Genomic DNA, 22,984 nt, shown 5'->3' on the forward strand with positions numbered 1-22,984 from the left:
ACTCGGACCCGCCCGCCCGCCCCGACTCGGGTGGGCGGGCGGTGGTCCGTCCACCCGGCTAGAGCAGCTCGTCGACGTCGGGCGTGGTCGCACCGCGCAGGGCCTCGTCGACCGACGACCGCACGAGCGAGGACAGGAAGCCGCCGGCGTTCTCCACGCCGATGTCCTGGAGCAGACCCGTCGCCTGCTGCACGACCGCGCGGGAGAAGCTCGCGGCCGTCTCCACCGCTTCGGCGTAGGCCGCTCGATCGGCCTCGGCGATGATCACGGGCTCCGCGCCCATCTCGACCACGAGCGCCTGCCCGATCGGTTGGACCGGGGCCGGTGCGGTCACGGCGAACGACGTCTCGTGGAGCCGGGCGAGGTCGAGGCTCGTCCCGGTGAACACCATCGCGGGGTGCAATGCCAACGGGATGGCGCCGGCCTTCGCGGCGGGAGCGAGGACTGCGGTCCCGAACCGAGCCGAGGTGTGGGCGACGAGCTGACCCGGCTGCCACGCACCGACCGCCGCGAGCCCTTCGACCAACGACGCGAGTTGCGCATCCGGTACGGCGATGACGACGAGTTCACTCCGCTCGACCACTTCGGTCGGATCGAGCACCGGGACGTCCGGCAACAGGGCGTTCGCCCGTTCGAGGCTCTCCTCCGACACCGCGGTGATGCCGACGATCGCGTGACCCGCTCCCCCGAGCGCCGCTCCGATGACCGGGCCGACGCGACCACTCCCGATGATCCCGATGCCGAGTCTGGCGCTGCGTCGTTCCGCGCTCACGTGATCCTCCGGTCGTGGTTGGTCGTCGGGAGCGGGACGGACGGAGTCGGCCGCTGCTCCTGCCACGGCTCGGCCTCCGGCCGCGTCACCGACGCGGACTGCGCCGTCGGCTCATCGAGGTAGGGGGCCGTCGCCTGCGCTTCGGACGGCTGGTGCTCAGGGTCGAAGCTCGCCCACCGGTGGCTGCGATCGATCGACTGTGCGACCACGATCGCCGCCGACGCCGCGTCGAACATCCGCACCGCCTCGTCGCGGGCCATGGCCGGAAGCTTGGCGATCACCGGGCCGGGGACCGTGTGCGCGGTCGCGGAGGCGAGGTCGAGCGCGCGCAGGAGCGGTCCCTGGTCGATCCGGATGCTCTGCAGGCGTGCGAGCGGGAGGATGTGGAGTTTGCGCCAGACCACCCCCTGCCGGAACAGCAGCATCCCGTCGCGCAGGGCGTAGCCGGTACGACGCCAGGAGAACCAGTTGATCCATCGCGAGCGACGGGGCGAGCCCACGAAACCGACGCCGTCACGTGTGGCGAGGGCCGATTGCAGGGGCGCCCAGGCGCTGCCGTCGATGCGGCCCGCGAGCATCAACTCCACGACCTGCGCGGCGTCCACGAGCGACCCGACCGGCAACACCGTGTTGCTCGTCGCACCGCGAGCGGCCTGCTCCAGCGACAGGCCGGCCTTGTTGATCCGCACCCGCCACCAGCCGAACGGCCGCCAGATGATGGGCTGCGACACCTCGATCGCGTGGATCCGGCCGGGCGGGACGGTGTCGTTGGTCGTCGAGAAGAGCCCGAAGCCGATGCGGACGCCCGAGGGGGTCGCGGCGATGCTGTAGCGCAGCGACTTCGTCACGCTCGACCAGACGAAGGCCCCGAGACTCAGCACCATGGGGACGAGCCAGAACCAGGCCCAGTCCAGGCCGTTGACGAGGAGCACGACACCGACCACGACCGAGATCAGGACGATCACGGTGAACGGGCTGAGCAGCGTGGACCCGACCAGGCGCCCGAGCGTCAGGCGGACGACGGAGTCCGGCACCGCCTCCTCCGGGTCGAGTTCGGGCGAGATGAAGTCGTCGACGCGCTCGGTGACGAACCGGGACACCCCGCCGGCGCCGTCGGGCACCGCTTGAGGCGGCAGGGTCGGGTCAGCCGGGTCGACGGCTGCTGCGGCCTGCCGGCGTTCGGCGAGCTTCACCCCGCTCGCGAGCGTGAGTACGTCCCGGCGGAGGCCGTCGGCGTCGGCACCGTACAGGTACTCGAGTTTGACGTTCGCGTCCTGGCCCGCGACGCTCACGTTGATGCGGGAGGCCCCGATGAGCCTGGCGAGGAGCGGCTTCTCGATGGAGACGCCCTGGATGCGGTCGAGCTTGGCTTTGCGGTTCGTGCGGAACAGGATGCCGCTGCGCACCTCCACCGCCTCGTCGGTGACCCGGAAGGTGTGCATGCGCCAGGAGAACCAGAACACGGCGATCACCACGATGAGCCCGACGGCGATCGCGAGGAGCACCCACCCGACGAAGCCGTGGTTGAGGATGTAGTCGATCGGGTCGGTCGGCTGCTCCATCCCCGGAGCGGGGATGAAGAACTCGATGAGGCGCTCGCGGAGGTTCGCGATGACGATGCCGAGGATGGCGACGAACGCGATCCCGCCGCGCAGCAACGGCGTCGCCGGGTGCAACCGGTGCCACTGCCCGTCGACGAGACTCTGTCCGGCCACCCGTGGGACGATCGCCTCGGCCGTCGGCTTCACCCGAGGACCCGTGGCCGGAGCCTCGAACCGCTCCGGCGGTCCTGCCGCCTGGTGCTCGCTCACAGTCCGGTCCGCCGGCTCTCCGCCACGGCGACCAGATGGTCGCGCAGCCCCTCGGCCTCGGCTTCCGGCAGCCCGTTGATCACCACTCCGGTCGAGGCGGAGGCGGTCACGAACTTGAGGTCGGCGAGGCCGAACGCGCGCGAGAGGGGCCCGCGGTTGATGTCGACGAGCTGCATGCGCCCGTACGGCACGGCGACGAAGCGCTGCCACATGATCCCTCGGCGGAACAACAGGTCGTCCGCGCGCAGCTGGTACCCGATCGATCGGATCCGGCGCGGGATGAACGCCGCGGCGATCAGGGAGATCACGGCGAAGGCGGCGAACGGCCACCAGATCCAGGTCCAGTCCCAGACGAGCGCGACGAAGACCACGGCCGCCGTGACGAGCACGAGGCCGGCACCCTCGGAGATGAACTCGACGGCGATGAGCTTGCGACTCACGCGGCGCCACTCGGCATCGGGCAGCTCGAGCCGCTTGCCGCTCTGCTCCGCGGGACCGGCGTGGACCGTCTCCGGCGACGACAGCTCCTCCAGCGGCGTCTCGATCAGCGGCCGTTCAGCGGGCTGATCAGGTGTGGGACGGGGCTCCCCCGGGTGCGGCGTCGTCATCATCATCCTTCGGAACGGTGCAGAACCACTCGGCCACCAAGGCGGCGACGACGAGTGCGACCGATCCCACGATGGACGCGATCACCAGCCACAACGAGCCTATCGCGGGCAGGATCGGGCGGGTCAGGACGAAGAGCAGTATGCCGACCGTCGCCCCCGCCACCAGGGAGCCGGCATGGCTCGAGGCCTTCGCGAGCGCGGCGACCCGCATGGCGCGGAACGGGTCGATCCGGCGCGTGGCGCGACCGGTCGTGCTACGGCGGATCGGCCAGGACAGGGCGATGAGGATGATCGCGACCGCCACGAGCGAGACCGCGAGGGTGACGGGTGGGATGATCGACGCGCGTCCGCCGGAGACCATCGCGACTTCGACGAGAAAGCCGACGACGACGCCCACCCCGGCGAGGACGATGAGCGGTGTCGCGGTGGTGCGGGTCACGGGTGCCTGCCGTCGTCGGGGACCACGGAGCCGTCCTTGGCGGCCGCGAGGGTGTCGAGGCGGCCGACGCCGGGCAGCGTCGCGTCGGGGTCGAGGAGCAGCCAGGGCACGACGACGAATCCGCGCTCGGCTGCTCGCGGGTGCGGGACCGTCAGGCGATCGTCGTCGATCGTCTCGTCGTCGTAGGCGATGAGGTCGAGGTCGAGCGTCCGGTCGCCCCAGCGCTCCTCGCGGACGCGGCCGTGCGCGAGTTCGATCCGCTGGAGTTCGTCGAGGAGCGCGTGCGGCTGGAGGCGGGTGCGGACGGCCGCGACACCGTTGAGGTAGGCGGGAGCCGACTCGTCGACGCCGGCAGGCTTGACGGCCGCGCTCGAGACGAGCGGCGACGGGCGCACCTCGAGCACCCCGTCGACGGCGGCGAGGTCTTCCACCGCCTGTGCGATCGTCGCGCGGCGGTCCCCCAGGTTGGCCCCGATGGCCACGACGGCCCAGACGGCGCGAGGCTTCGGCGGTCCGGGCCGACGGGCGGGGTCGTGGATCGGTGTGCGCGAGACCATCAGACGACCCGCCCGGTCGCAGTACTGTCGGCCTGGGTTCGCTCGATCGTCACCGCCACGTCCGCGAAGGGCACCGTGATGGGGGCGCTCGGTTTGTGCACCGTGACCCGGACCGCTTCCGCGCGCTCGTTCGCGAGCACCACGTCGGCGATGCGCTCGGCCACGGTCTCGATGAGGTCGACCGGGTCGCGCTCGACGGCCGCCACGACCGCTTCGGCGAGCTCTCCGTAGTGCATGGTCGCGCCGAGCTCGTCGCCGCCGGCGGCCGGGCGGAGGTCCAGCGACACGGTGACGTCGATGACGAACTCCTGTCCGGCCTCGCGCTCGAAGTCGAAGACGCCGTGGTGCGCGAACGCCCGCAGGCCCGTGAGGGTGATCGAATCAGTCATCGGCTCCACCTTGCCATGCATCGAGGGTATCGAGAGCGAGTCTGGTGGCGGCGACGTCGTGGACGCGCACACCCCAGGCTCCGGCCTGCGCGGCCAGCACGCTCACCACCGCGCTCGGCAGATCGCGCGCCTCCATCGGGGCGTCCTCGGGGAGGAGCGCTCCGATGAACCGTTTGCGGGACGCGCCCACCAGCACCGGGTACCCGAGCTCGCGCAGCAGGTCGAGTCGGGCGAGGATGCGCCAGTTGTGCTCGGCGTGCTTGGAGAACCCGAGGCCCGGATCGACGACGATCCGGCCGGGGTCGACGCCCTGAGCGCGGAGGGTCGTCACCCGGTCGTCGAGTTCCCGAGCGACATCGACCGCCGCATCGGTGTAGGTGGCGCGGCTCGCCATGTCGGCCGAGTGCCCGCGCCAGTGGCTGATGACGCAGTCGAGACCGGACGCCGCCATCACGCCCGGCATCCGGTCGTCGGCGAGGCCACCGGAGACGTCGTTGATGATCGAGGCACCGGCGTCGGCCGCGGCACTGGCGGTGTCCGCGTTCATCGTGTCGATACTCACTCGCGCACCAGCGGCGGCCAACGCCGCGATGACGGGTGCGACCCGGTGCTGCTCCTCGCGGGTGTCGACCCGGGCGGCACCGGGCCGCGTCGATTCGCCGCCGACGTCGATGACGGTGGCGCCGGCCGCGATGAGCTCGAGCCCGTGGGCGACGGCGTCGTCGACGTCGAGGTACCGGCCGCCGTCGCTGAACGAGTCGGGGGTGACGTTGACGACGCCCATGATCTGGAACATGCGATCACCCCGCCTGGTCGGCGGACGCGCCGATCAGGACCATCAGCTCGGCCCGCGCGGCCGGATCGGCCAGGGCTCCACGGCTGGCGATGGTGACGGTGGTGCTCGTCGCCTGGCGCGATCCGCGCATCGAGACGCAGCCGTGCGCGGCCTGGAGCACGACGAGGACGCCGCGGGGCGCGAGCCGCTCGACGAGGGTGTCGGCGATCTGCTCGCTCAGGCGCTCCTGGACCTGCGGGCGCGAGGCGAGTGTGTCGACGAGCTTCGGCAGGGCACCGAGGCCGATGACGAGTTCGTCAGGCAGGTAGGCGATGTGCGCCGTGCCGAGGAACGGGAGCAGATGGTGCTCGCACACGGAACGGAAGGCGATGTCCCGGACGAGCACGACGTCACTGGTCGCGCCCTCCTCGATCGGGATGGGGCGGGCCAGGTGCACGCCGGCGTCCTGGCCGACGCCACCGAAGAACTCCGCGTACGCGTCGGCGACGCGCGAGGGGGTGTCGGCGAGGCCGTCGCGGGAGGGGTCCTCGCCGATCGCCTCGAGGATCTCGAGGACCGCTGCGGCGATCCGTTCGCGGTCCACCGACGACCGCGAGGCCGAGCCCTGATCGGGCTCGGCCTGCGCGGCTGCGACCGCGTCGTCCGCGGTGTGCTCGCCGTGGGTCATGCGGGCTAGGCGGTCGCCGGTCGCGGCTTCGTCGCGCGGGTGCGCTTGGGCTTCGCGGGAGCCTCGGGCTCGGGCTCCGAGCTCACGCCGCCGTCAGCCGCACCGGAGTCGATGGGTGCGGTGAACGATGCGGAACCGACGGCCGAACCCGACCCGACGGGACGCTTCTCGCTGGACAGCCAGACGGGGCGCGGCGGGAGCTTCTTGACGTCCTTGAAGATCTCGGCCAGCTGGACGTGGTCGAGGGTCTCCTTCTCCATCAGCTCGGCGGCGAGGCGGTCGAGCACGGCCCGGTTGGTCGTGATGACCTGCCAGGCTTCGTCGTGTGCGGCCTCGATGAGCTCGCGGACCTGGGCGTCGACGCGCTGCGCGATCTCCTCCGAGTAGTCGCGCTGGTGGCCCATGTCGCGGCCGAGGAACATCTCGCCCGAGGACTGCCCGAGCTTGACGGCGCCGACGTCGGTGGTCATACCGTACTCGGTGACCATCTTGCGAGCGATGCCCGTGGCTTTCTCGATGTCGTTCGACGCACCCGTGGTCGGGTCGTGGAACACGAGCTCCTCGGCGACGCGGCCGCCCATCGCGTAGGCGAGCTGGTCGAGCAGCTCGTTGCGCGTGACGGAGTACTTGTCCTCGAGGGGCAGGACCATCGTGTAGCCGAGGGCGCGGCCGCGCGGAAGGATCGTGACCTTCGTGACGGGGTCGGTGTTGTTCATCGCCGCTGCAGCGAGCGCGTGACCGCCCTCGTGGTACGCGGTGATGAGCTTCTCCTGCTCGCGCATGACGCGCGTGCGGCGCTGCGGGCCGGCGATGACGCGGTCGATGGCCTCGTCGAGTGCGCGGTTGTCGATCAGCTGCGCGTTGGAGCGCGCCGTGAGCAGTGCGGCCTCGTTGAGGACGTTGGCGAGGTCGGCACCGGTGAAGCCGGGCGACTTGCGGGCGACGACCTCGAGGTCGACGCTCGCGGCGAGCGGCTTGCCCTTGCCGTGCACCTCGAGGATCTTCTTGCGACCGGCGAGGTCGGGGGCGTCGACGCCGATCTGGCGGTCGAAGCGGCCCGGGCGCAGCAGCGCGGGGTCGAGGATGTCGGGACGGTTGGTCGCGGCGATCAGGATGACGTTCGTCTTGACGTCGAAGCCGTCCATCTCGACGAGGAGCTGGTTGAGGGTCTGCTCGCGCTCGTCGTGACCGCCGCCCATACCGGCGCCGCGGTGGCGACCGACGGCGTCGATCTCGTCGACGAAGATGATCGCGGGCGAGTTCTCCTTGGCCTGCTGGAAGAGGTCGCGGACGCGGCTCGCACCGACACCGACGAACATCTCGACGAAGTCGGAACCGGAGATCGAGTAGAACGGCACACCGGCTTCACCGGCGACGGCGCGGGCGAGGAGCGTCTTGCCCGTTCCAGGAGGGCCGTACAGCAGGACGCCCTTCGGGATGCGCGCGCCGACGGCCTGGAACTTCGCGGGCTCCTTGAGGAAGTCCTTGATCTCCTCGAGCTCCTCGATCGCCTCGTCGGCACCGGCGACGTCGTCGAAGGTCACCTTCGGCGACTCCTTCGAGACGAGCTTCGCTTTGGACTTGCCGAACTGCATGACCTTGTTGCCGCCGCCCTGCATGCCGGAGAGCATCAGCCAGAAGAAGACACCGATGAGCAGCAGCGGGAGGAGGAGTCCGAGCATCGACAGGAGCCAGCTCGGCTGGGGCACCTTGTCGTTGTAGCCACCGGACGGGTCTGCGGCGTCGACGGCCTCGACCACGTCGGCCGCACGGGCGCCGACGTAGTAGAACTGCACCTGCTTGCCGAACTCGTCGTCGGCCTTCGTCAGCGTGAGGTCGACGCGCTGGTCGCCGTCGGTAATGACGGCCTCCTTGACCTGCCCCTTCTCGAGGAAGGCGAGACCCTCTTGCGTGGAGACCTCACGGAAGCCGTTCATGCTCATCAGGCTGATGCCGATCCAGAAGACCAGGGCGGCGATGATGAGGTACGGGATGGGACCCTTGAAGAGACGCTTGACGTTCATAAGTTGAGAGGCCGGGGCTGGCCCGTTCCCTTTCTGCAGGAGGGGTCGACGGGCGGAGCCGCGTCGCGAATCAGGCTACCCCCTCGCCGCTGGATGCCTCCCCTGTGTTTGCCGTGGGCTTAACAGGGGTGCGGTGTGCGGACGGTGGAGTGGTTCAGGCGTAGACGTGCGGGGCGAGGACGCCGACGTCGCGGAGGTTGCGGTACTTCTCGTCGAAGTCGAGGCCGTACCCGACGACGAAGTCGTTCGGGATGTCGAAACCGACGTACTTGCACTCGACGTGCACCTTCGCGGCCTCGGGCTTGCGGAGGAGCGCGCAGACCTCGATGGACGCGGCTCCGCGCGAGGCGAAGTTCTCGAGCAGCCAGGAGAGGGTGAGGCCGGAGTCGATGATGTCCTCGACGATCAGGACGTGACGGCCGGTGAGGTCGGCGTCGAGGTCCTTGCGGATCTGGACGACACCGCTCGACTTCGTGCCGGCTCCGTAGGAGCTGACGGCCATCCAGTCCATCGAGAGCGGGATGCGGAGTTCGCGCGCGAGGTCGGCCATGACCATGACCGCACCCTTCAGGACGCCGACGAGCAGGACGTCCTTCCCGGCGTAGTCGGTCTCGATCTGCCGGGCGAGTTCGGCGAGCTTGTCGCGGATCTCCTGCTCGGTGACGAGGATGGTCGTGAGGTCGTCGGAAATGTCGCTCTGCTCCATGCGTCGAGTGTATGCGAGATGACCCGGACGCCCGTGCGCCTCCTGCTCGGAGAGCCCGCTGGTCAGCGGGCCGCGAAGACGATGCGTCCCGCATGCCGGGACGCCGTCAGGCCGGGCAGGTCGATCGGCCCCTGGCCCGCCCAATCGGTGACGAGCCGCGCGACCTCGATCGTCTGCGACCTCGTGAGCGAGACGCCGAACTCGCTCTGCACGATGTACCGGATGATGCGCTGGCGGAGCGCCGCCGGATTGGCGGCGAGTGCCCCGGCGCTGACGGAGATCCCGGCCTCGGCGTGCTCCACGAGCTCCTCGATGGTCTCCTCGATCATCTCCTCGAACGCGTCCGCATCCTCTCGGGCGGCGTCGGCGGTGCGGGCGAGGGCCTCGGCGATCCCCGGCCCGAGCTCCGCCTCGAGCACCGGCAGGACCCGTTCCCGGACCCGGACCCGCGCGTAGGCGTCGTCGGTGTTGTGCGGGTCGTGCCACGGTTCGAGTCCTTCGGCCGCGCACGCCTCGCGGGTCTGTGAGCGTCGGATCCCGAGCAGCGGTCGGAGGAGTGCACCGGAGACGGGCGCCATGCCCTGGAGGCTACCCGTGCCCGACCCGCGAGCGAGGCCGAGGAGCACGGTCTCCGCCTGGTCGTCGAGGGTGTGCGCGAGCAGCACCAGGGACGCACCGACCTCGACCCGGGCGGCGTCGAGCGCGGTGTACCGGGCCGCCCGTGCCGCGGCCTCCGGTCCACCCTCGGAGCCCACCTCGACGACGCGGACGAGGACGGGGTCGAGCCCGAGGGCACGCGCCTGGTCCGCGGCGCGCGCCGCGACGTCGGCCGAGCCCGCTTGCAGTCCGTGGTCGACGATCACGGCGCCGGCCCGCAGACCGACCTTTCCGGCTTCGAACGCGGTCGCGGCGGCGAGCGCGAGCGAGTCGGCGCCACCGCTCAGCGCGACGAGCAGGTCGGCACCGGCGACGTCACGCGTCGCCGCTGGCGCCGTGCCCGCGAGCGCATCGCGCACCGCCTTCCGCAGGGCGGCGACGGACGGGTGGAGCGAGGGTCGGACGTCGTTCACGCGGACCACGCTATTGCACCGCGCCGAGCGCCTCCCCACGCCGTTCGCTCCGGGACGCATCGGTTATGGTTGGTCCTCGTCGGCGACCGCGCCGACTCCACGTCATCCAACCGCGCAAGGAGCAGGCTTATGGCCGAGTACGACGCCGTCATCGAGATCCCGCGGGGCAGCCGCAACAAGTACGAGATCGACCACGAGACCGGTCGGGTCTTCCTGGACCGCGTCCTGTTCACGAGCTTCGTCTACCCCGCCGACTACGGCTTCTTCGAGAACACCCTCGGCGAGGACGGCGACCCGGTCGACGTCCTGGTCCTGCTCGACTTCCCGACCTTCCCGGGCGTCGGCATCAAGGTCCGCCCCGTCGGTGTGCTGCACATGACGGACGACGGCGGCGGCGACGACAAGGTCATCGCCGTGCAGTACAAGGACCCGCGCTGGTCGCACATCCAGGACCTGAACGACATCCCGCAGGCGACGCGCGACGAGATCGAGCACTTCTTCGTCCACTACAAGGACACCGAGCCCGGCAAGTGGGCGCGGATCGACGGCTGGGGCGACGCCGCCGCGGCCGAGAAGATCATCCTCGCGGGCTTCGACAAGCTCAAGGCGGAGGGGCACTGACCCCCTGCGGACCTCCGCACACCGCATGACGAAGCGGCCGACACCCTCGGGTGCCGGCCGCTTCGTCGTGCGGGTCGCTGCGCTCGATCAGCCGAGCGGCGCCCCGCGGTCGGCCATGAACGGCTGCGCGTCGATCGCGCTGCCGTTGATGCGGACCTCGAAGTGCAGGTGGCAGCCGGTCGAAGCGCCGGTCGTGCCGACGTAGGCGATGACCTGTCCGGCGGAGACCTGGTAGCCGACGCCGACCTGGATGCCGCCGTTCACGATGTGCGCGTAGCCGGTCGAGACGCCGGAGCCGTGGTCGATGAGGATGAAGTTGCCGTAGGTGCCGTACCAACCGGCGTAGGTCACGGTGCCGGAGGTAGCCGCGTAGATCGGGATCCCGCAGCCGCCCGCGATGTCGGTGCCGCGGTGGAAGCTGCCCGAGCTGCCGCCGCCCGTGGAGATCGGATCGCGGTAACCGTAGGTGCCCGAGATGCTGCCGGAGGCCGGGATCGCCCAGCCCTGGCTGCTGAGCTGACCGCCGTCGGCGCTCTCGCCACGCGCGGCCGCTGCCGCAGCCTCGGCGGCCTTCCTCGCCGCCTCGCCCGCCTCGAACTCCTTGACCGTCTTCGCCGTCGTGTCCTGCAACGCGGTCAGCTGCGCGTTGAGCGTGACGATCAGCTCCTGGTTCTTCTCGAGCTTCGCCGCCGCCGCGGACGCAGCCGCCTGGGCCGCCTCCATGGCCGTCTGAGCCGCCTGTCGGAGCGATTCACGCTCGTCGCGGGCGACACCGGCCTGCTCGCCGAGCGCAGCCGCGGTGTTGCGTGCGGCGACCGCCTGCTCGTAGACGCCGTTGCTGTGCTCGGCGACCTGGTTCATGTTGCCGAGCTTCGACAACAGGTCGGTCGCGCCCTTGCTCTCGCCGTCGAGGAAGAGGCTCAGGCTGAGGTCGGCGCCGCCGGACCGGTAGAGCTGTGAGGCGACCCGACCGGCCTGCTTCGTGGCGGTGTCGGCCTCGGTCGTCTTGGCGTCGGCCTGCGACTGGATCGCGGTGGCCCGGGCGTCCGCCTCGAAGAAGGCCTCCTCAGCGGCCTGGAACTCCGTGCCGCGTTTCTCGGCCTCGTCCTGGGCGACCTGCAGTTCGTCCTGCAGCTGGACGATGAAGTTCTTGATGTTCGTGACTTCGGCGGCCTTGGCGGCCTCGTTGCCCTTCGCCGCCTGGACGTCGTCCCACGAGGGGTAGTCGGCTGCGGACGCCGGACCGGCGACGCCGAACGAGCCGACGATCGTGAGCGACATGACGATGGCGGCGGTGAGGCGTCCTCGCCACCGCACGGATGACGCCGATCCGGCGTTGGTCGTCCGGCTTCGGCGCCAAGCGCCGGCAAGCTTCTTGCTCATGAAGTAGGGGCCCATCTCGGTTCGCTGCAGTCACATCGGTCACATCGGTACCACTGTCCACGCTAGCCCGACGGGGGTCGGGACCGGCTGCGGACACTCCCGTCGGCCGCGGCATCCGGGAGTGGTCCACGCCAGAGGCTAACCCCGGCCGGGGGCCGTGCAGTGGTCATTCGGTGCCTGTCGCCACATCCGTCTTGGTGTGCCGACCGCAGCTCCGCGAACCCGATTTTGGATTCGGCGGTTTCATCCGTATGCTTGTCGCTCGGTAGTCATGAAGCTTCAGGGCTTCGCGGCCCTATCGTTTAGCGGCCTAGGACACCGCCCTTTCACGGCGGCAGCACGGGTTCGAATCCCGTTGGGGTCACCACCGACTACTGGAAAAACAGCCGCACAGATTCAGGTATAGTGAGTCTGCGCGACTGCGAGAAGCACCGAGGAACACCAGCATCACCGCAGTTCGTATCAGCAGCAATTCAACATGTATGGCCCTGTAGCGCAGTTGGTTAGCGTGCCGCCCTGTCACGGCGGAGGTCGCGGGTTCAAGTCCCGTCAGGGTCGCAAAAGGTCGGAAGCCCTCTCGCAAGGGAGGGCTTCTGCTTTTGAGACATCGTCGCCGTTCGTGCAGCTGATGTACTCGGCTCTGTAGCTCAGTTGGTAGAGCGCACGACTGAAAATCGTGAGGTCACGGGATCGACGCCCGTCGGAGCCACGGAACCCCCACCTAGCTTCTACATGGTGGGGGTTCTTTTTTTGCCCTGCCGCCGGACCGCATGCCCCGACGAGTTGCCACTCCCCTGCCATGACGGTCAGACTCGCAGCGTGGAATCGAGACCGGCACACCGAGCGACCGACCAGGTACCGCGGGTGACGTCTCGAAGCGCGTTCTGGATAGCAGCCTCCGTGCTCGCAGTCATGCTCGGCACGTCACTCGTCGCCTGCTCGGACACGAGGTACGGACTGCCGCGCGATGAAGCCGTCGGCACCTGGCGCAGCGGGGACACCCGGCTCGAGCTCGCCGACGACGGAACGTTCGAGGCCACCGCCTGGCCCTCGCAGGTTCAGTGCAGCCGTGACGACGACCCCCGTGCGGACGAGCCGATCGACTTCTCCGGGACCTGGATGGTGGACAACGAGGGAACCCATCGCGACCTGATCCTGGAGCCCGGTGGCGGTGCATGCGATACGTCCCGGATCACCTCCGATGTCCGGAGCGACGATGATCTCGCACGTCTCTGCGTCCACGCCCGCGGGTCCTTGTCCGGTCCGGCCGAGAACTTCTTCACCCTCTATCAGGGTGATCCTCCGGAGACCGAGGATCCGGATCGCTGCCTGAACTACTAACGCACCCGGGATGGACCAGCCTCCTCTGCTCCCTGAGCACCCGCTCCCGGTCCCTGAGCAACAAGGAACCTCCGCACGTCGACGAGCTCAGTGACCGGAAAGCACACTCGGCGAAGTTCGGCCCCCGAGCCTGCCGAAGGGCACACGCGCGACCTCCCGAGTCCGGCACCCTTCCCCGGTCCCTGAGCCTGTCGAAAGACACACGACGAAGCTCACGAATCCGGCGCTGTTCCCCCGGTCCCTGAGCCTGTCGAAGAGCACACGAGCAACGTCCACAACCGGTGCGACTCAGCATCTGGAATGTCAGTGGTCCATGGTGGACTTGTCCCATGACCGAGACCCCCCTCACCGCGACCCGCGTCGGCGACGAATACGCCGCGCAACTCGCGGAGTTCTCGGACGAATACGCAGAGATCCAACGGCTGCGGGCAGCCCTCGACGCGCGTGAGGCCCGGCTCCTCGCCCGCTCCGCCGCCTACGCGGACGCCTTCGCCGACGCCACGGTCCCGGCGATCTTCCCGCCCGCCGAGCGTCAGGCGCTGTCCCGCCGTTCGACCTGCGCGGCCCTCGCGATGGCGACCCGCACGCCCGAGCGGACCGTGCAGCGTGCGAGCAACGACGCGGAACGCCTCGTGAACGAAGCGCCGGCCGTGCTCGCCTCGCTCGAGGCAGGGCGTATCTCGGCGCGGCATGCGCAGACGATCATCGACCAACTCAGTGATGTGCCGGTCGAGGGGCGGGCGGCGTTCCTCGCGGAAGTCCTGCCGGTCGCAGAGGAGTCCACCAACGCGAACCTCCGCAGGCGCGCCCGCGTGCTCCGCGAACGACTCCACCCCGAGTCCATCACCGCCCGAGCCGTCCGGTCCGAGGCCGACCGCCGGGTGGAGTTCGAGCCCGCAGCGGACGGCATGGCGTGGGCGCACCTCTTCACCACCGCACCCATCGCGCAGGGCATCATCGAGCGCATCGAAACCGCCGCAGCGGAGTCGCGCAACGCCGGCGACACCCGCACCTGCGCACAACTGCAGGCCGACGCACTCGCAGCGCTCGCGCTCACCGGCGTCACGCCCGAGGACGTGATGTCGAGCCCGGTGCTCCCGCACCCGATCGAGGTGCAGGAGCACATCAAACCGACCGTGCAGATCACGGTCCCGGCGCTGAGCATGGCCGGCATGAGCGATGCCCCGGCCACGCTCGACGGCTACGGCCCGATCGACCCGGCGACCGCGGCCCGGATCGCGGTGAACGCACCCAGCTTCACCCGGATCCTGGTCCAACCGGAAACCGGTGCGGTGCTCTCGGTCGGGCGGAACCAGTACCGGGTCCCGGCCGACCTCCAACGCGCTGTGCGCCTCCGGGACGGCACCTGTCGAGCACCGGGCTGCGGCAGGCGAGCCAGAGCGTGCGACCTCGACCATGCCGTCGCGTGGGAAGACGGCGGCACAACGGACGTCGGCAATCTCGCCTGCCTGTGTCGACATCACCACCGGATGAAGCACCTGCCGGGTTGGAACCTCGACCATGGTCCCGGCGGGGTGCTCGAGTGGACGACACCCGATGGGAAGCATCACCGGACAAAGCCCGACCCGGCGCCGTTCTGACCCTGCCGACGACGGGTTTCTCGTGGGCACTTCAACAGGCTCAGTGACCGGGGTGGACGCGCTCAGCGACCGGGAAAAGTCCAGCGGAGCCAACTCGGTCCCTGAGCCTGTCGAAGGGCAGTCCGGTCGAGCCAGATCGATGCACGTGAGGACGTCCGCCGGCTCACATCGTGCACCTCCGTCCGCAAGCCCCAGACATCCGGGGCCGATCGGGACAGACTGGTGACATGAGTTCTGCAGACGATCGCACCACCGACGGCCCCGACGACGCCCACCGAGTCCCCGAAGGGGTCGACGACGCCACCGTGGAAGCGGTCGGCAAAGTGACCGAGGCGCTCGAAGTCGTCGAGCAGGCGCGCGGCATGCTCTACGGCTTCCATCGCCTGACGGGTAAAGCGGACCTCGCGCTCGGCGAAGCCGCGGACGCCCTCCGCGAAGCCGGACACGACGCCCTCGCCGACCGGATCGACACCGAGCTGGTCGGACGCAACGTCATCGACGGACGCTGGACGTTCCAGATCGTCGAGGACTACGACGGTAACTATTGGGAGCCGTTCCGCACGCTCGAGGCGGAGGTCCGCAACGAGTTGGCCGGCGGCCGACGCCACCTCGCGGAAGCCGCGATGAAGGAGGACCGCCGCACGCACGGCGCGCCCCACCACGAAGCCACACCGCCGACGGTCTGAGGCCGCGCGGCAGCAGGGCCGCGTGCCGTTAGGCTCGATCCGATGACCGATGCACCCGTTTCCCGGACCAAGTTCTCCCGCCAACGGGTGATCGTCGGAGCCGCCGAGTTCGCCGACACGCACGGAGCCGACGCCCTCACACTCGCCGCCCTGGCCCGCGAGCTCGACACCTCGGCACCGGCCCTCCTCAAACACGTCCGCAGCACCGAGGACCTCCGCGCCGCCGTCGCCCAGCTCGCCCTCGCCCAACTGGCCAGCGGGCTCGACATCGCGACGACCAGCCTGAGCGGGGCCCCCGCCCTCACCGCGCTGGCGGACGGGTACAGGCGCTTCGCCCTCGCCTATCCCGGTCGGTACACCCTCGCGTTCTCGATCGAGGACGTCCGTGCCGACACCGGCGAGCCGGCCGACCGCGAGCTCGTGATGCTCGTCGAACGCGCACTCGCGGGGCGCGGTCTCGACAGCGTGGCGATGACGGACGCCGGACGCATCGTCCGGGCGGCCCTCCACGGCTTCGTGTCACTCGAGCTCGTCGGCGGCTTCACCCGCGGCGCAGACCCCGCCACCAGCTACGCTGCCCTCGTGGAGCTGCTCGACCATTCGTCCGCACTCGGCTCACGCCACCCCCAGGAGACGCCATGACCATCACGACCACCACCCCCACCGTCCTCTTCGTCTGCGTGCACAACGCCGGTCGCTCCCAGATCGCAGCCGGCTTCCTCGGTGCCCTCGCCGGTGACCGGGTCGAGGTGCTGTCGGCCGGGAGCGAGCCGAAGGACCGGATCAACACCGTGGCGGTGGAGGCGATGGCCGAACACGGCATCGACATCACCGCGGCCGTGCCCCGCATCCTCACGACCGACGCCGTCCGGGCGTCCGACGCGGTCATCACGATGGGCTGCGGCGACGCCTGCCCGATCTTCCCCGGCAAGCGCTACGAGGACTGGGAACTCGAGGATCCGGCCGGGCAAGGCATCGAGGCCGTCCGCCGCATCCGCGACGACATCGAGGAGCGGATCGCCGCACTGTTCGTCGAACTCGTGCCCGCCGAGGCATCCGAGTTTCCGGCCACCATCGGCTCGGTCGCCCACGAAGCACTCAGCGCGCACGGCTTCACCCGGTTCGAGCAGCTCACGAGGGTCTCCCCCGCCGCCCTGCTCCGCATCCACGGCGTCGGCCCGAAGGCCGTCGACCTCCTGACCGCAGAACTCACGGCCCGCTCACTCGCCTTCGCCTCCTGAGGACGCCTGCGGCGCGCAACCCCATCGCCCAGCGCGACACCCGTCGTATCGTGTTCGTATGAGCAAGCACGCAGCGAACGACGACAACCTCCCCGAGGACCACGAGACCACCGAGGACTCCATCGAGCAGGAGGTCGACGGCGAGGACACGTTCCTCCCCGTCGCCGAGCCGACCACCGGTCCCGCTCCCGCGCCGTAACCCGAGGCGCCTCTGGACGCCGCGGCTCAGGGTCCGACGAGTGCTTGGAGGTCATCCCGTGAACCGTCGAAGACGTTCACGTCGATGAACTCCTCCTTGCCGACGTACCCGGGCATCCGTTCCCGGCTGGTGTACTGCCAGAGGTCCCACGACCGCCCGTCCGACAGGACCGGCGGCGTGACGACCGAGCGGATCCACATCGGGTTCCGCTCGTACGCACCCGCGAGGAACGCGTCGTAATACCGCATGGTGGCGTAGATGATCGGCGGCCGACCGTAGTGCTCCTCGAGTGCGGCGAGGAGCGGATCGAGCACGGCGGCGACCCGCTCAGCACTCGGTGGCGTCCGGCAGTAGTCGGCGTAGCACTCGAGATCGATGGTGATCGGGAGAGCCCCCGCGGTGACCGGCACGGTGTCGAAGATGTTCTGCGCCTGCGTCTCGGCCGGGCTGTCGAAACTCAGGAAGTGGTACGCCCCGATGAGCAAGCCGCTCTCGTCGGCCGCCCGCTGCGCGCCCGCCCAGTTCGCGGCGAACCGTTCGTCCTGATCACCTGATCCCTCGGTCGCCTTCATGATCGCGAAGTCGATGGGCTGAGCCGCGAGGACGTCCCAGTCGACCTCGCCCTGGTACGAGGAGACGTCGACACCGCGCACCGCGTACGAGGCGGCCACGATCGCGTTTGGCCGCACGAGCCCCATGGCGACGAGTGCCGCGCAGATCCCGCCGATGGCGAGCGTGCCGGCCGCCCCGACGACGATCGGCCACCAGCGCCTCCAGAATAGGTTCATCGACTCACTCTGTCACGTCTCGGACGTGTCCCGGAGCAGGACGCCTCAGCGCGGGTAGAGGACCGCGGCCCGCGGGTCGACCACGAAGTCGACGACGTCCCCCGTCGACCACCCCGCGGCCGCGAGCTGCTGCACGGCGACGTCGGCGGTGATGACCGCCGAGCGGACCCGGACGACGTCACCGCGGGGTTCGAGGTCGGTGATCATCGCGCGGAGGGCGCCTGTCGCACTCGGGCTGCCAGACCCGTCAGCCTCTCGGACCTCGACGCGGGACGGTCGGAACGCGCAGGCGACGGCGACCCCGACCGGGATCGGGTCTGCCTCCGCGGAGGTGTCGACCTCGACCTCCGCCCCGTCCCGCAGACGGATCCCGCGTGCCGTGCGAACGCCCGACAACAGTTCGAGTCCCGCGAGGTCCGCGGTGAACGCCGTCCGCGGCCGCTCGAGCACCTCCGCCGTCGGCCCCTGCTCGACGATGCGCCCGGCGTCCAGGACGATCACCCGGTCCGCGAGCGTGTACGCGTCGAGCACCTCGTGCGTCACGAGCACGGTCGTCCGCCCACGCAACTGCTCACGGAGCATGCGGCGCAGGTGGGGCGCGACCGTCGCATCGAGCGCGGCCATCGGTTCGTCGAGGAGCAGGAGGGCCGGGTCCGGGGCCAGCGCGCGGGCGAGCGCCACCCGCTGCGCCTGGCCGCCGGACAGCTCGGCAGGACGGCGCCCTTCGAGCTCGGACGCCTCGACGTCCGCGAGTCGTCGTCGGGCGATGTCCCGAGCCTCGCCGCGCGACGCACCGGCGACCAGCGGGCCGTAGGCCACGTTGTCGAGCACGGAGCGGTGCGGGAAGAGCAGCGCCTCCTGCGCCAAGAGCGAGATCCCCCGCCGGTGCGGCGGCGACCAGCGGTCCCGACCCGATCCACCGACCGCGAACAGCTCGCGACCGACGAGGGTCGCGTGACCCGTGTCCGGACGCAGGAGCCCGGCGAGGACGGCGAGCAGCGTCGACTTGCCGGCGCCGTTCGGTCCGAGCACGGCGACGGTCTCCCCCGCGGCGAGGTCGACGGCGAGCTCCCAGTCGCGTTCACGCAGCGTCGCTCGGAACTCCAGGGCCGCCCCGGTCATCGCACTACTCCGGCGACGGTCCGTCCACGGCGGATCGACCCCTGTGCCCCCGCGACGCCGACGACGAGCACGGCCACGACGACGAGGACGAGCGACAGCGCGACCGCGGCGTCGGGATCGGTCTCGCGCTGCAGGTAGATCTCGAGCGGCAGCGTCCGCGTGACCCCTTGCAGGCTGCCCGCGAAGGTGAGGGTCGCACCGAACTCGCCGAGGGCCCGCGCGAACGACAGGATCGCGCCCGACACGACGGCGGGTGCGAGGAGCGGCAGCGTGACGGTGCGGAAGACCATGGTGGGACGTGCACCGAGCGTCGCGGCGACGGCCTCGTACCGCGAGCCGGTCGTGCGGATCGCCCCCTCCAGGCTCAACACGAGGAACGGCAGGGCGACGAAGGTCTGGGCGAGGACGACGGCGGTCGTGGAGAACGCGATGTCGATCCCGGCGTCCGCGAGCGCCGGTCCGAGCAGGCCGAGCCGACCGAAGGTGTAGAGCAGGGCGATCCCGCCGACGACGGGTGGGAGCACGAGCGGGAGGAGGACGAGCGACCGCAGCAGACGCTGCCCCGGGAACCGGGTGCGAGCGAGGACGAGGGCGAGGGGCACGCCGAACACGATGCAGAGGGCCGTCGCGAGTGACGACGTCCGCAGACTCAGCCCGAGCGCCGCGACCGACGACTCAGAGGTGACGAGTGTGCCGAAGTCCGCCCAGTCCACGCGCAGGACGATCGCGACGAGCGGCAGCAGGACGAACGCCGCGCCGACCATGGCGACGACGACGATCCAGCGGGGCACCCCCGAGCCGAGTTCCCTCACGGGGTCACGGTGCGCCGAAGCCGGCGTCGGCGAGCACCCGCTGCGCCTCGGCGCTCACGACGTAGGCCGCGAACGCCGCGGCGACGGCGGGGTTCGCGCTCCCTGCCAGCGGCGCGATCGGGTAGGTGTTGACGGCTTCCGACGACTCGGGGAAGGCGATGCCCTGCACGGTGTCGCCGGCCGCGATGACATCGGTCACGTAGACGAGCCCCGCATCGGCCTCGCCCGAGGTCACCTTGCCGAGGACGTCGGTGACCGACGACTCCTCACTGACCGGGCTCAGCGCGACACCCGTGGCGTCCTCGACGGAGACCGTGGCCGCTCCACAGGGGACCTGCGGCGCGCACACGACCGTCTTGACGCCTGGACGAGCGAGGTCGGCGAAGGTCTCCACGCCGGCGGGATTTGACGGGGGCACGGCGATCTGCAGGACGTTGGTCGCGAAGTCGACCGGGTCGCCCTCGACGAGGTCGGCATCGGTCAGCTTCGCCATGTTCTTCTCGTCCGCCGAGGCGAAGACGTCGCCGGGAGCACCGTTCGTGAGCTGCGTGACGAGGTCGGAGGACCCGGCGAAGGTCAGCTCGACGGTCGTACCGGGGTGCGCCTCCTCGAAGTCCTCCGCGAGCTCGGTGAAGGTCGTCTTGAGCGAGGCGGCCGCGTACACCGTGATGGAGCCGCTGAGCTGGTCCGTCGTGGCCGAGGCGGTGGGTGTCGGCGTCGCCGCGGGTGCGGCGCACGCGGACGCGGCGAGCAGGACCCCGGTGCCGAGGGCCAATGCGCTGAGCAGTCGGAAGGATCGGCGCGGTGCGGTGCGGTTCATGAGCTCGCCTTCGGGGTCTCGATGAGGACCGTCGTGGCCTTCACGACGGCGATGGCCGTGGAGCCGAGTTCGAGGCCGAGTTCACGCACGGCCTCACTGCTCATGAGGGACACCACCCGATGCGGGCCGCACTGCAGTTCGACCTGCGCCATGACCGTGTCCATCGTGATGTCGGTGACGATGCCGACGAAGCGGTTGCGTGCGGAGCGTCCGATCTCCGAGGGGTCGACGGGGAGGACGGCGTTCTCCCGGGCCAGCCGAGCCAGCGACAGCCCGTCGACGACCGCTCGGCCCGCGTCGTCCTTCGCGCTGACGAGCGAGCCCTGGTCGATCCAGCGACGGACGGTGTCGTCACTGACCCCGAGGAACAGGGCGGCGTCTCGGATACGGATCTGCGGCATGGAGACAGGCTAGTGCACGCATTCGCGTTGATATGACGTGGCCGTAACCGCATCCGCGTTCCGGGCCGTCGGCAGTCGACCGGCGCTTCGGCCCTCCGCGACGCCCACCGCTCCGAAGCATCCGTATGAGATCACGACTGCTCGCCGCCGTCACCCTGCTCGCCCTCGCCACCGGCCTCACCGCCTGCGCTTCCCCCGGCTCGGGGACCGGCGGCGCCACGGGCGACGGACCGCTCGTCGCGTTCTACGGCGACTCGTACACCCTCGGCACCGGAGCGAGCGACCCGGCCAACCGCTGGTCCACCGTCGTCAGCGAGGAACGCGGCTGGCGGGAGTTCAACCCCAGCGTCAACGGCCTCGGGTTCGTGAACCACCGCGACCGCTTCGGCGACGGCAGCGGCGACCTACCCTCCCTCATCATCGCCGAGCAGCCCGACATCGTCTTCGTCACGATGGGCCTCAACGACGCGTTCAGTTTCGACGATGCCGCCGACCGGATCCACGAACAGATCACGACGGACCTGCATCGCCTCCGCGACGCCCTCCCGGAGGCCCGCTTCATCGTCGTCGAACCGTTCTGGTACACCGACGAGCGACCGCAGTCGATCGAGACGATCATCGGCTGGGTGGCCGACGCCGCGCAGGAGATCGACGCCGACACCATCCCCGGGGCGTCGCACTGGATCGAGGGACACCCGGAGTGGATGGCCGCAGACGGCCTCCACCCGAACGACGAGGGGTACGCGGAGATGGCTCGCCGCATGGACACCGAGCTCGAGCGCCTCGGACTCTGACGCCTCGATCCGGGACGCGGCTCAGCCGAGCCGGATGCCCCGGTCCGCCATGAACGGGACGGCGTCGACGCGCGAACCGCCGATCCTGACCTCGAAGTGCACGTGGCATCCGGTCGAGGCACCCGTCGTCCCGACGAGCGAGATGTTCTGACCGGCGGACACCCACTGCCCCTCGCCGACGAGGATGCTGCTGTTGTGCGCGTATCCGGTCATGACGCCGCCGCCGTGGTCGACGAGGACCCAGTTGCCGTAGGTACCGAGCCAGCCGGCGTAGACCACCGTGCCGGCGTTCGCGGCGTAGACCGCTCGCCCACAACCTGCTCCGATGTCGGTGCCCGAGTGGAACGGGTTGACGCCGGGCACGGGGCGACCGGGTCGCGGTCCGTAGTTGTCGGTGATCCGGCCGGAGATCGGCAAGGCCCATCCCTGGCTCCCGACGGCGCCCGAGGCACCGCCACCACCTCCGCCGCCTCCTCCACCACCGCCGGCGTTCGCAGCGGCCTCGGCAGCCGCCCGTGCAGCCTCAGCCGCAGCCGCCGCGGCAGCAGCCGCGGCGGCCGCGGCCGCCTTGACTTCCTCGCCCTTGCGGTAGTCCGCCTCGGTGGCTGCGCGGTTCTCCTTGAGGACCACGAGCTGGGCCTCGAGCGTCGCGAGGTACTCCTGCTGCTCGGACACGGCGGTCTCGGCGTCGGCGCGGGCCGCGACCGCATCTCCGAGCGCGGTCTCGGCTGCCGCGGCGAGCTCGCCGAGGGCGGCCTCGGCGATGGTCGCCTGCTCGGTGAGCAGCGACGCCGTGTTCGCGTCGGTCCTCGCCCGGTCGTAGGTGCCGTCCGTGGACTCGCTGAGCTTCGTGATCGTGCTCAAGCGTCCGAGGAGCGACTCCGGCTCCTGGCCGTCGAGGAACGCGGCGGTACTGAGGTCGACGTTCCCCGACCGCAACCACGCGGCGACGAGCGCGCCGGCCTGGCGCTTGGAGGCCGCTGCCGCGGTCGTCGCGGCGACGGCCTGCTCGCGGAGCGAGACGGCACGGTAGCTCGCCTCGTCGACGGCCAGCTGAGCGGCCTCGTACTCGTCGGCACGGAGGACGGCCTCGGCTTCGGCGAGCGCCGCAGCGGTCTTCAGCTGCTGGACGAGCCCCTCGATCTGACCGATGGTCGACTGCTTCGAGGACTCGCTCGAACGGGCCGCCTCGACGTCCTCCCAGCTGGGGTACTCCGCAGCGGCGGCCGGCTGCGCGAGACCCATCGAGAGGACGATGACTCCGGCGAGCGCCGCGGCGATGGAGGCGCGACGGCGCGCGGGACGGAGGCGTGGCATGGTGCCATCGTGGCAGTGC

25 protein-coding genes, 3 tRNA genes and 1 pseudogene are annotated in these 22,984 nt (G+C 70.4%); 11 read left to right on the plus strand and 18 right to left on the minus strand.

All coding sequences use genetic code 11. The annotated features are described in order from the left end of the window. Nucleotides 1-58: 58 nt before the first annotated feature. The 11 genes from RWN05_RS13165 to tilS all read right to left on the minus strand — a co-directional run bounded on the left by RWN05_RS13165 (nt 59) and on the right by tilS (nt 9,839). Entirely contained in the window at nt 59-772 is a 714-nt protein-coding gene (locus RWN05_RS13165) for a Rossmann-like and DUF2520 domain-containing protein (RefSeq protein WP_064294399.1), read from the minus strand. After that, complete coding sequence (locus RWN05_RS13170) at nt 769-2,583, minus strand: PH domain-containing protein (RefSeq protein ID WP_314139811.1); 1,815 nt, start codon at nt 2,581-2,583, stop codon at nt 769-771. Before RWN05_RS13170 ends, RWN05_RS13165 begins: the two co-directional genes overlap by 4 nt. Beyond that, the gene (locus tag RWN05_RS13175; protein ID WP_079001582.1) at nt 2,580-3,191 is read right to left on the minus strand and encodes a PH domain-containing protein; all 612 of its coding nucleotides are present in this window, start codon (nt 3,189-3,191) and stop codon (nt 2,580-2,582) included. Before RWN05_RS13175 ends, RWN05_RS13170 begins: the two co-directional genes overlap by 4 nt. After that, entirely contained in the window at nt 3,151-3,630 is a 480-nt protein-coding gene (locus RWN05_RS13180) for a DUF3180 domain-containing protein (RefSeq protein ID WP_079001580.1), read from the minus strand. Before RWN05_RS13180 ends, RWN05_RS13175 begins: the two co-directional genes overlap by 41 nt. Next, a complete protein-coding gene (gene folK, locus RWN05_RS13185; RefSeq protein WP_121289510.1) occupies nt 3,627-4,187 on the minus strand; it encodes a 2-amino-4-hydroxy-6-hydroxymethyldihydropteridine diphosphokinase in 561 nt (186 codons plus the stop codon). The genes RWN05_RS13180 and folK overlap by 4 nt, the downstream gene beginning before the upstream one ends. After that, a complete protein-coding gene (folB, locus tag RWN05_RS13190) occupies nt 4,187-4,576 on the minus strand; it encodes a dihydroneopterin aldolase (protein WP_314139815.1) in 390 nt (129 codons plus the stop codon). Before folB ends, folK begins: the two co-directional genes overlap by 1 nt. Then, a complete protein-coding gene (gene folP, locus RWN05_RS13195) occupies nt 4,569-5,372 on the minus strand; it encodes a dihydropteroate synthase (protein WP_175116327.1) in 804 nt (267 codons plus the stop codon). Before folP ends, folB begins: the two co-directional genes overlap by 8 nt. A gap of 4 nt (nt 5,373-5,376) precedes the next feature. After that, entirely contained in the window at nt 5,377-6,039 is a 663-nt protein-coding gene (gene folE, locus RWN05_RS13200; RefSeq protein ID WP_314139817.1) for a GTP cyclohydrolase I FolE, read from the minus strand. Nucleotides 6,040-6,044: 5 nt separating this feature from the next. Further along, nucleotides 6,045-8,063, minus strand: a complete 2,019-nt coding sequence (ftsH, locus tag RWN05_RS13205) for an ATP-dependent zinc metalloprotease FtsH (RefSeq protein WP_121289504.1) — start codon at nt 8,061-8,063, stop codon at nt 6,045-6,047. 154 nt (nt 8,064-8,217) lie between these two features. Then, nucleotides 8,218-8,769, minus strand: a complete 552-nt coding sequence (gene hpt / locus RWN05_RS13210; protein ID WP_064294334.1) for a hypoxanthine phosphoribosyltransferase — start codon at nt 8,767-8,769, stop codon at nt 8,218-8,220. 62 nt (nt 8,770-8,831) lie between these two features. Next, a complete protein-coding gene (gene tilS / locus RWN05_RS13215) occupies nt 8,832-9,839 on the minus strand; it encodes a tRNA lysidine(34) synthetase TilS (RefSeq protein WP_314139819.1) in 1,008 nt (335 codons plus the stop codon). A 129-nt stretch (nt 9,840-9,968) separates the two neighbouring features. Between tilS and RWN05_RS13220 the strand changes: the two genes are divergently transcribed. Continuing rightward, nucleotides 9,969-10,460, plus strand: a complete 492-nt coding sequence (locus RWN05_RS13220) for an inorganic diphosphatase (RefSeq protein ID WP_064294335.1) — start codon at nt 9,969-9,971, stop codon at nt 10,458-10,460. 87 nt (nt 10,461-10,547) lie between these two features. On the opposite strand, the gene RWN05_RS13225 is transcribed toward RWN05_RS13220, so the two are convergent. Further along, entirely contained in the window at nt 10,548-11,843 is a 1,296-nt protein-coding gene (locus RWN05_RS13225) for a M23 family metallopeptidase (protein WP_314139820.1), read from the minus strand. A 291-nt stretch (nt 11,844-12,134) separates the two neighbouring features. Between RWN05_RS13225 and RWN05_RS13230 the strand changes: the two genes are divergently transcribed. From RWN05_RS13230 to RWN05_RS13270, 9 genes and pseudogenes are all read left to right on the plus strand, one after another. After that, nucleotides 12,135-12,210: transfer RNA gene (locus tag RWN05_RS13230), tRNA-Glu, on the plus strand. A 117-nt stretch (nt 12,211-12,327) separates the two neighbouring features. Next, nucleotides 12,328-12,401, plus strand: a tRNA-Asp gene (locus tag RWN05_RS13235). A gap of 78 nt (nt 12,402-12,479) precedes the next feature. Beyond that, nucleotides 12,480-12,552: transfer RNA gene (locus tag RWN05_RS13240), tRNA-Phe, on the plus strand. Nucleotides 12,553-12,575: 23 nt separating this feature from the next. After that, the gene (locus RWN05_RS13245) at nt 12,576-13,184 is read left to right on the plus strand and encodes a hypothetical protein (protein WP_314139822.1); all 609 of its coding nucleotides are present in this window, start codon (nt 12,576-12,578) and stop codon (nt 13,182-13,184) included. 329 nt (nt 13,185-13,513) lie between these two features. Next, nucleotides 13,514-14,785, plus strand: a complete 1,272-nt coding sequence (locus tag RWN05_RS13250; protein WP_314139823.1) for a DUF222 domain-containing protein — start codon at nt 13,514-13,516, stop codon at nt 14,783-14,785. 227 nt (nt 14,786-15,012) lie between these two features. Beyond that, nucleotides 15,013-15,471, plus strand: a complete 459-nt coding sequence (locus RWN05_RS13255; protein ID WP_079001566.1) for a hypothetical protein — start codon at nt 15,013-15,015, stop codon at nt 15,469-15,471. Between the two features lie 42 nt (nt 15,472-15,513). Further along, entirely contained in the window at nt 15,514-16,113 is a 600-nt protein-coding gene (locus RWN05_RS13260; RefSeq protein ID WP_314139825.1) for a TetR-like C-terminal domain-containing protein, read from the plus strand. Further along, nucleotides 16,110-16,517: pseudogene (locus RWN05_RS13265) on the plus strand (arsenate reductase ArsC); the annotation flags it as partial. The gene RWN05_RS13260 and the pseudogene RWN05_RS13265, both read left to right, overlap by 4 nt. A 253-nt stretch (nt 16,518-16,770) precedes the next feature. Beyond that, nucleotides 16,771-16,911 carry a hypothetical protein gene (locus RWN05_RS13270; protein WP_153303386.1) on the plus strand — a complete coding sequence of 47 codons (141 nt, stop codon included), beginning with the start codon at nt 16,771-16,773 and terminating at the stop codon, nt 16,909-16,911. A gap of 26 nt (nt 16,912-16,937) precedes the next feature. Here RWN05_RS13270 and RWN05_RS13275 read toward each other — a convergent pair whose 3' ends face one another. The 5 genes from RWN05_RS13275 to RWN05_RS13295 are packed head-to-tail and all read right to left on the minus strand — an operon-like array spanning nt 16,938 to nt 20,854. Next, nucleotides 16,938-17,699, minus strand: a complete 762-nt coding sequence (locus RWN05_RS13275; protein WP_314139826.1) for a GH25 family lysozyme — start codon at nt 17,697-17,699, stop codon at nt 16,938-16,940. A gap of 45 nt (nt 17,700-17,744) precedes the next feature. After that, nucleotides 17,745-18,821 carry an ABC transporter ATP-binding protein gene (locus RWN05_RS13280; protein WP_314139827.1) on the minus strand — a complete coding sequence of 359 codons (1,077 nt, stop codon included), beginning with the start codon at nt 18,819-18,821 and terminating at the stop codon, nt 17,745-17,747. Then, entirely contained in the window at nt 18,818-19,585 is a 768-nt protein-coding gene (locus tag RWN05_RS13285; protein WP_314139954.1) for an ABC transporter permease, read from the minus strand. Before RWN05_RS13285 ends, RWN05_RS13280 begins: the two co-directional genes overlap by 4 nt. Nucleotides 19,586-19,637: 52 nt before the next feature. Beyond that, nucleotides 19,638-20,453 carry a molybdate ABC transporter substrate-binding protein gene (gene modA, locus RWN05_RS13290; RefSeq protein WP_314139828.1) on the minus strand — a complete coding sequence of 272 codons (816 nt, stop codon included), beginning with the start codon at nt 20,451-20,453 and terminating at the stop codon, nt 19,638-19,640. Beyond that, nucleotides 20,450-20,854, minus strand: a complete 405-nt coding sequence (locus RWN05_RS13295; RefSeq protein WP_314139830.1) for a TOBE domain-containing protein — start codon at nt 20,852-20,854, stop codon at nt 20,450-20,452. Before RWN05_RS13295 ends, modA begins: the two co-directional genes overlap by 4 nt. 125 nt (nt 20,855-20,979) lie before the next feature. Between RWN05_RS13295 and RWN05_RS13300 the strand changes: the two genes are divergently transcribed. Beyond that, on the plus strand, nt 20,980-21,648 hold the full coding sequence (locus RWN05_RS13300) for an SGNH/GDSL hydrolase family protein (protein ID WP_314139832.1): 669 nt from the start codon (nt 20,980-20,982) through the stop codon (nt 21,646-21,648). Between the two features lie 21 nt (nt 21,649-21,669). Here the strand turns inward: RWN05_RS13300 and RWN05_RS13305 are convergent, their stop codons facing one another. Then, the gene (locus RWN05_RS13305) at nt 21,670-22,965 is read right to left on the minus strand and encodes a M23 family metallopeptidase (protein ID WP_314139834.1); all 1,296 of its coding nucleotides are present in this window, start codon (nt 22,963-22,965) and stop codon (nt 21,670-21,672) included. Nucleotides 22,966-22,984 lie beyond the last annotated feature (19 nt).

It is taken from the genome of uncultured Plantibacter sp. (genome assembly GCF_963518075.1).
GTDB lineage: Bacteria > Actinomycetota > Actinomycetes > Actinomycetales > Microbacteriaceae > Plantibacter > Plantibacter flavus_A.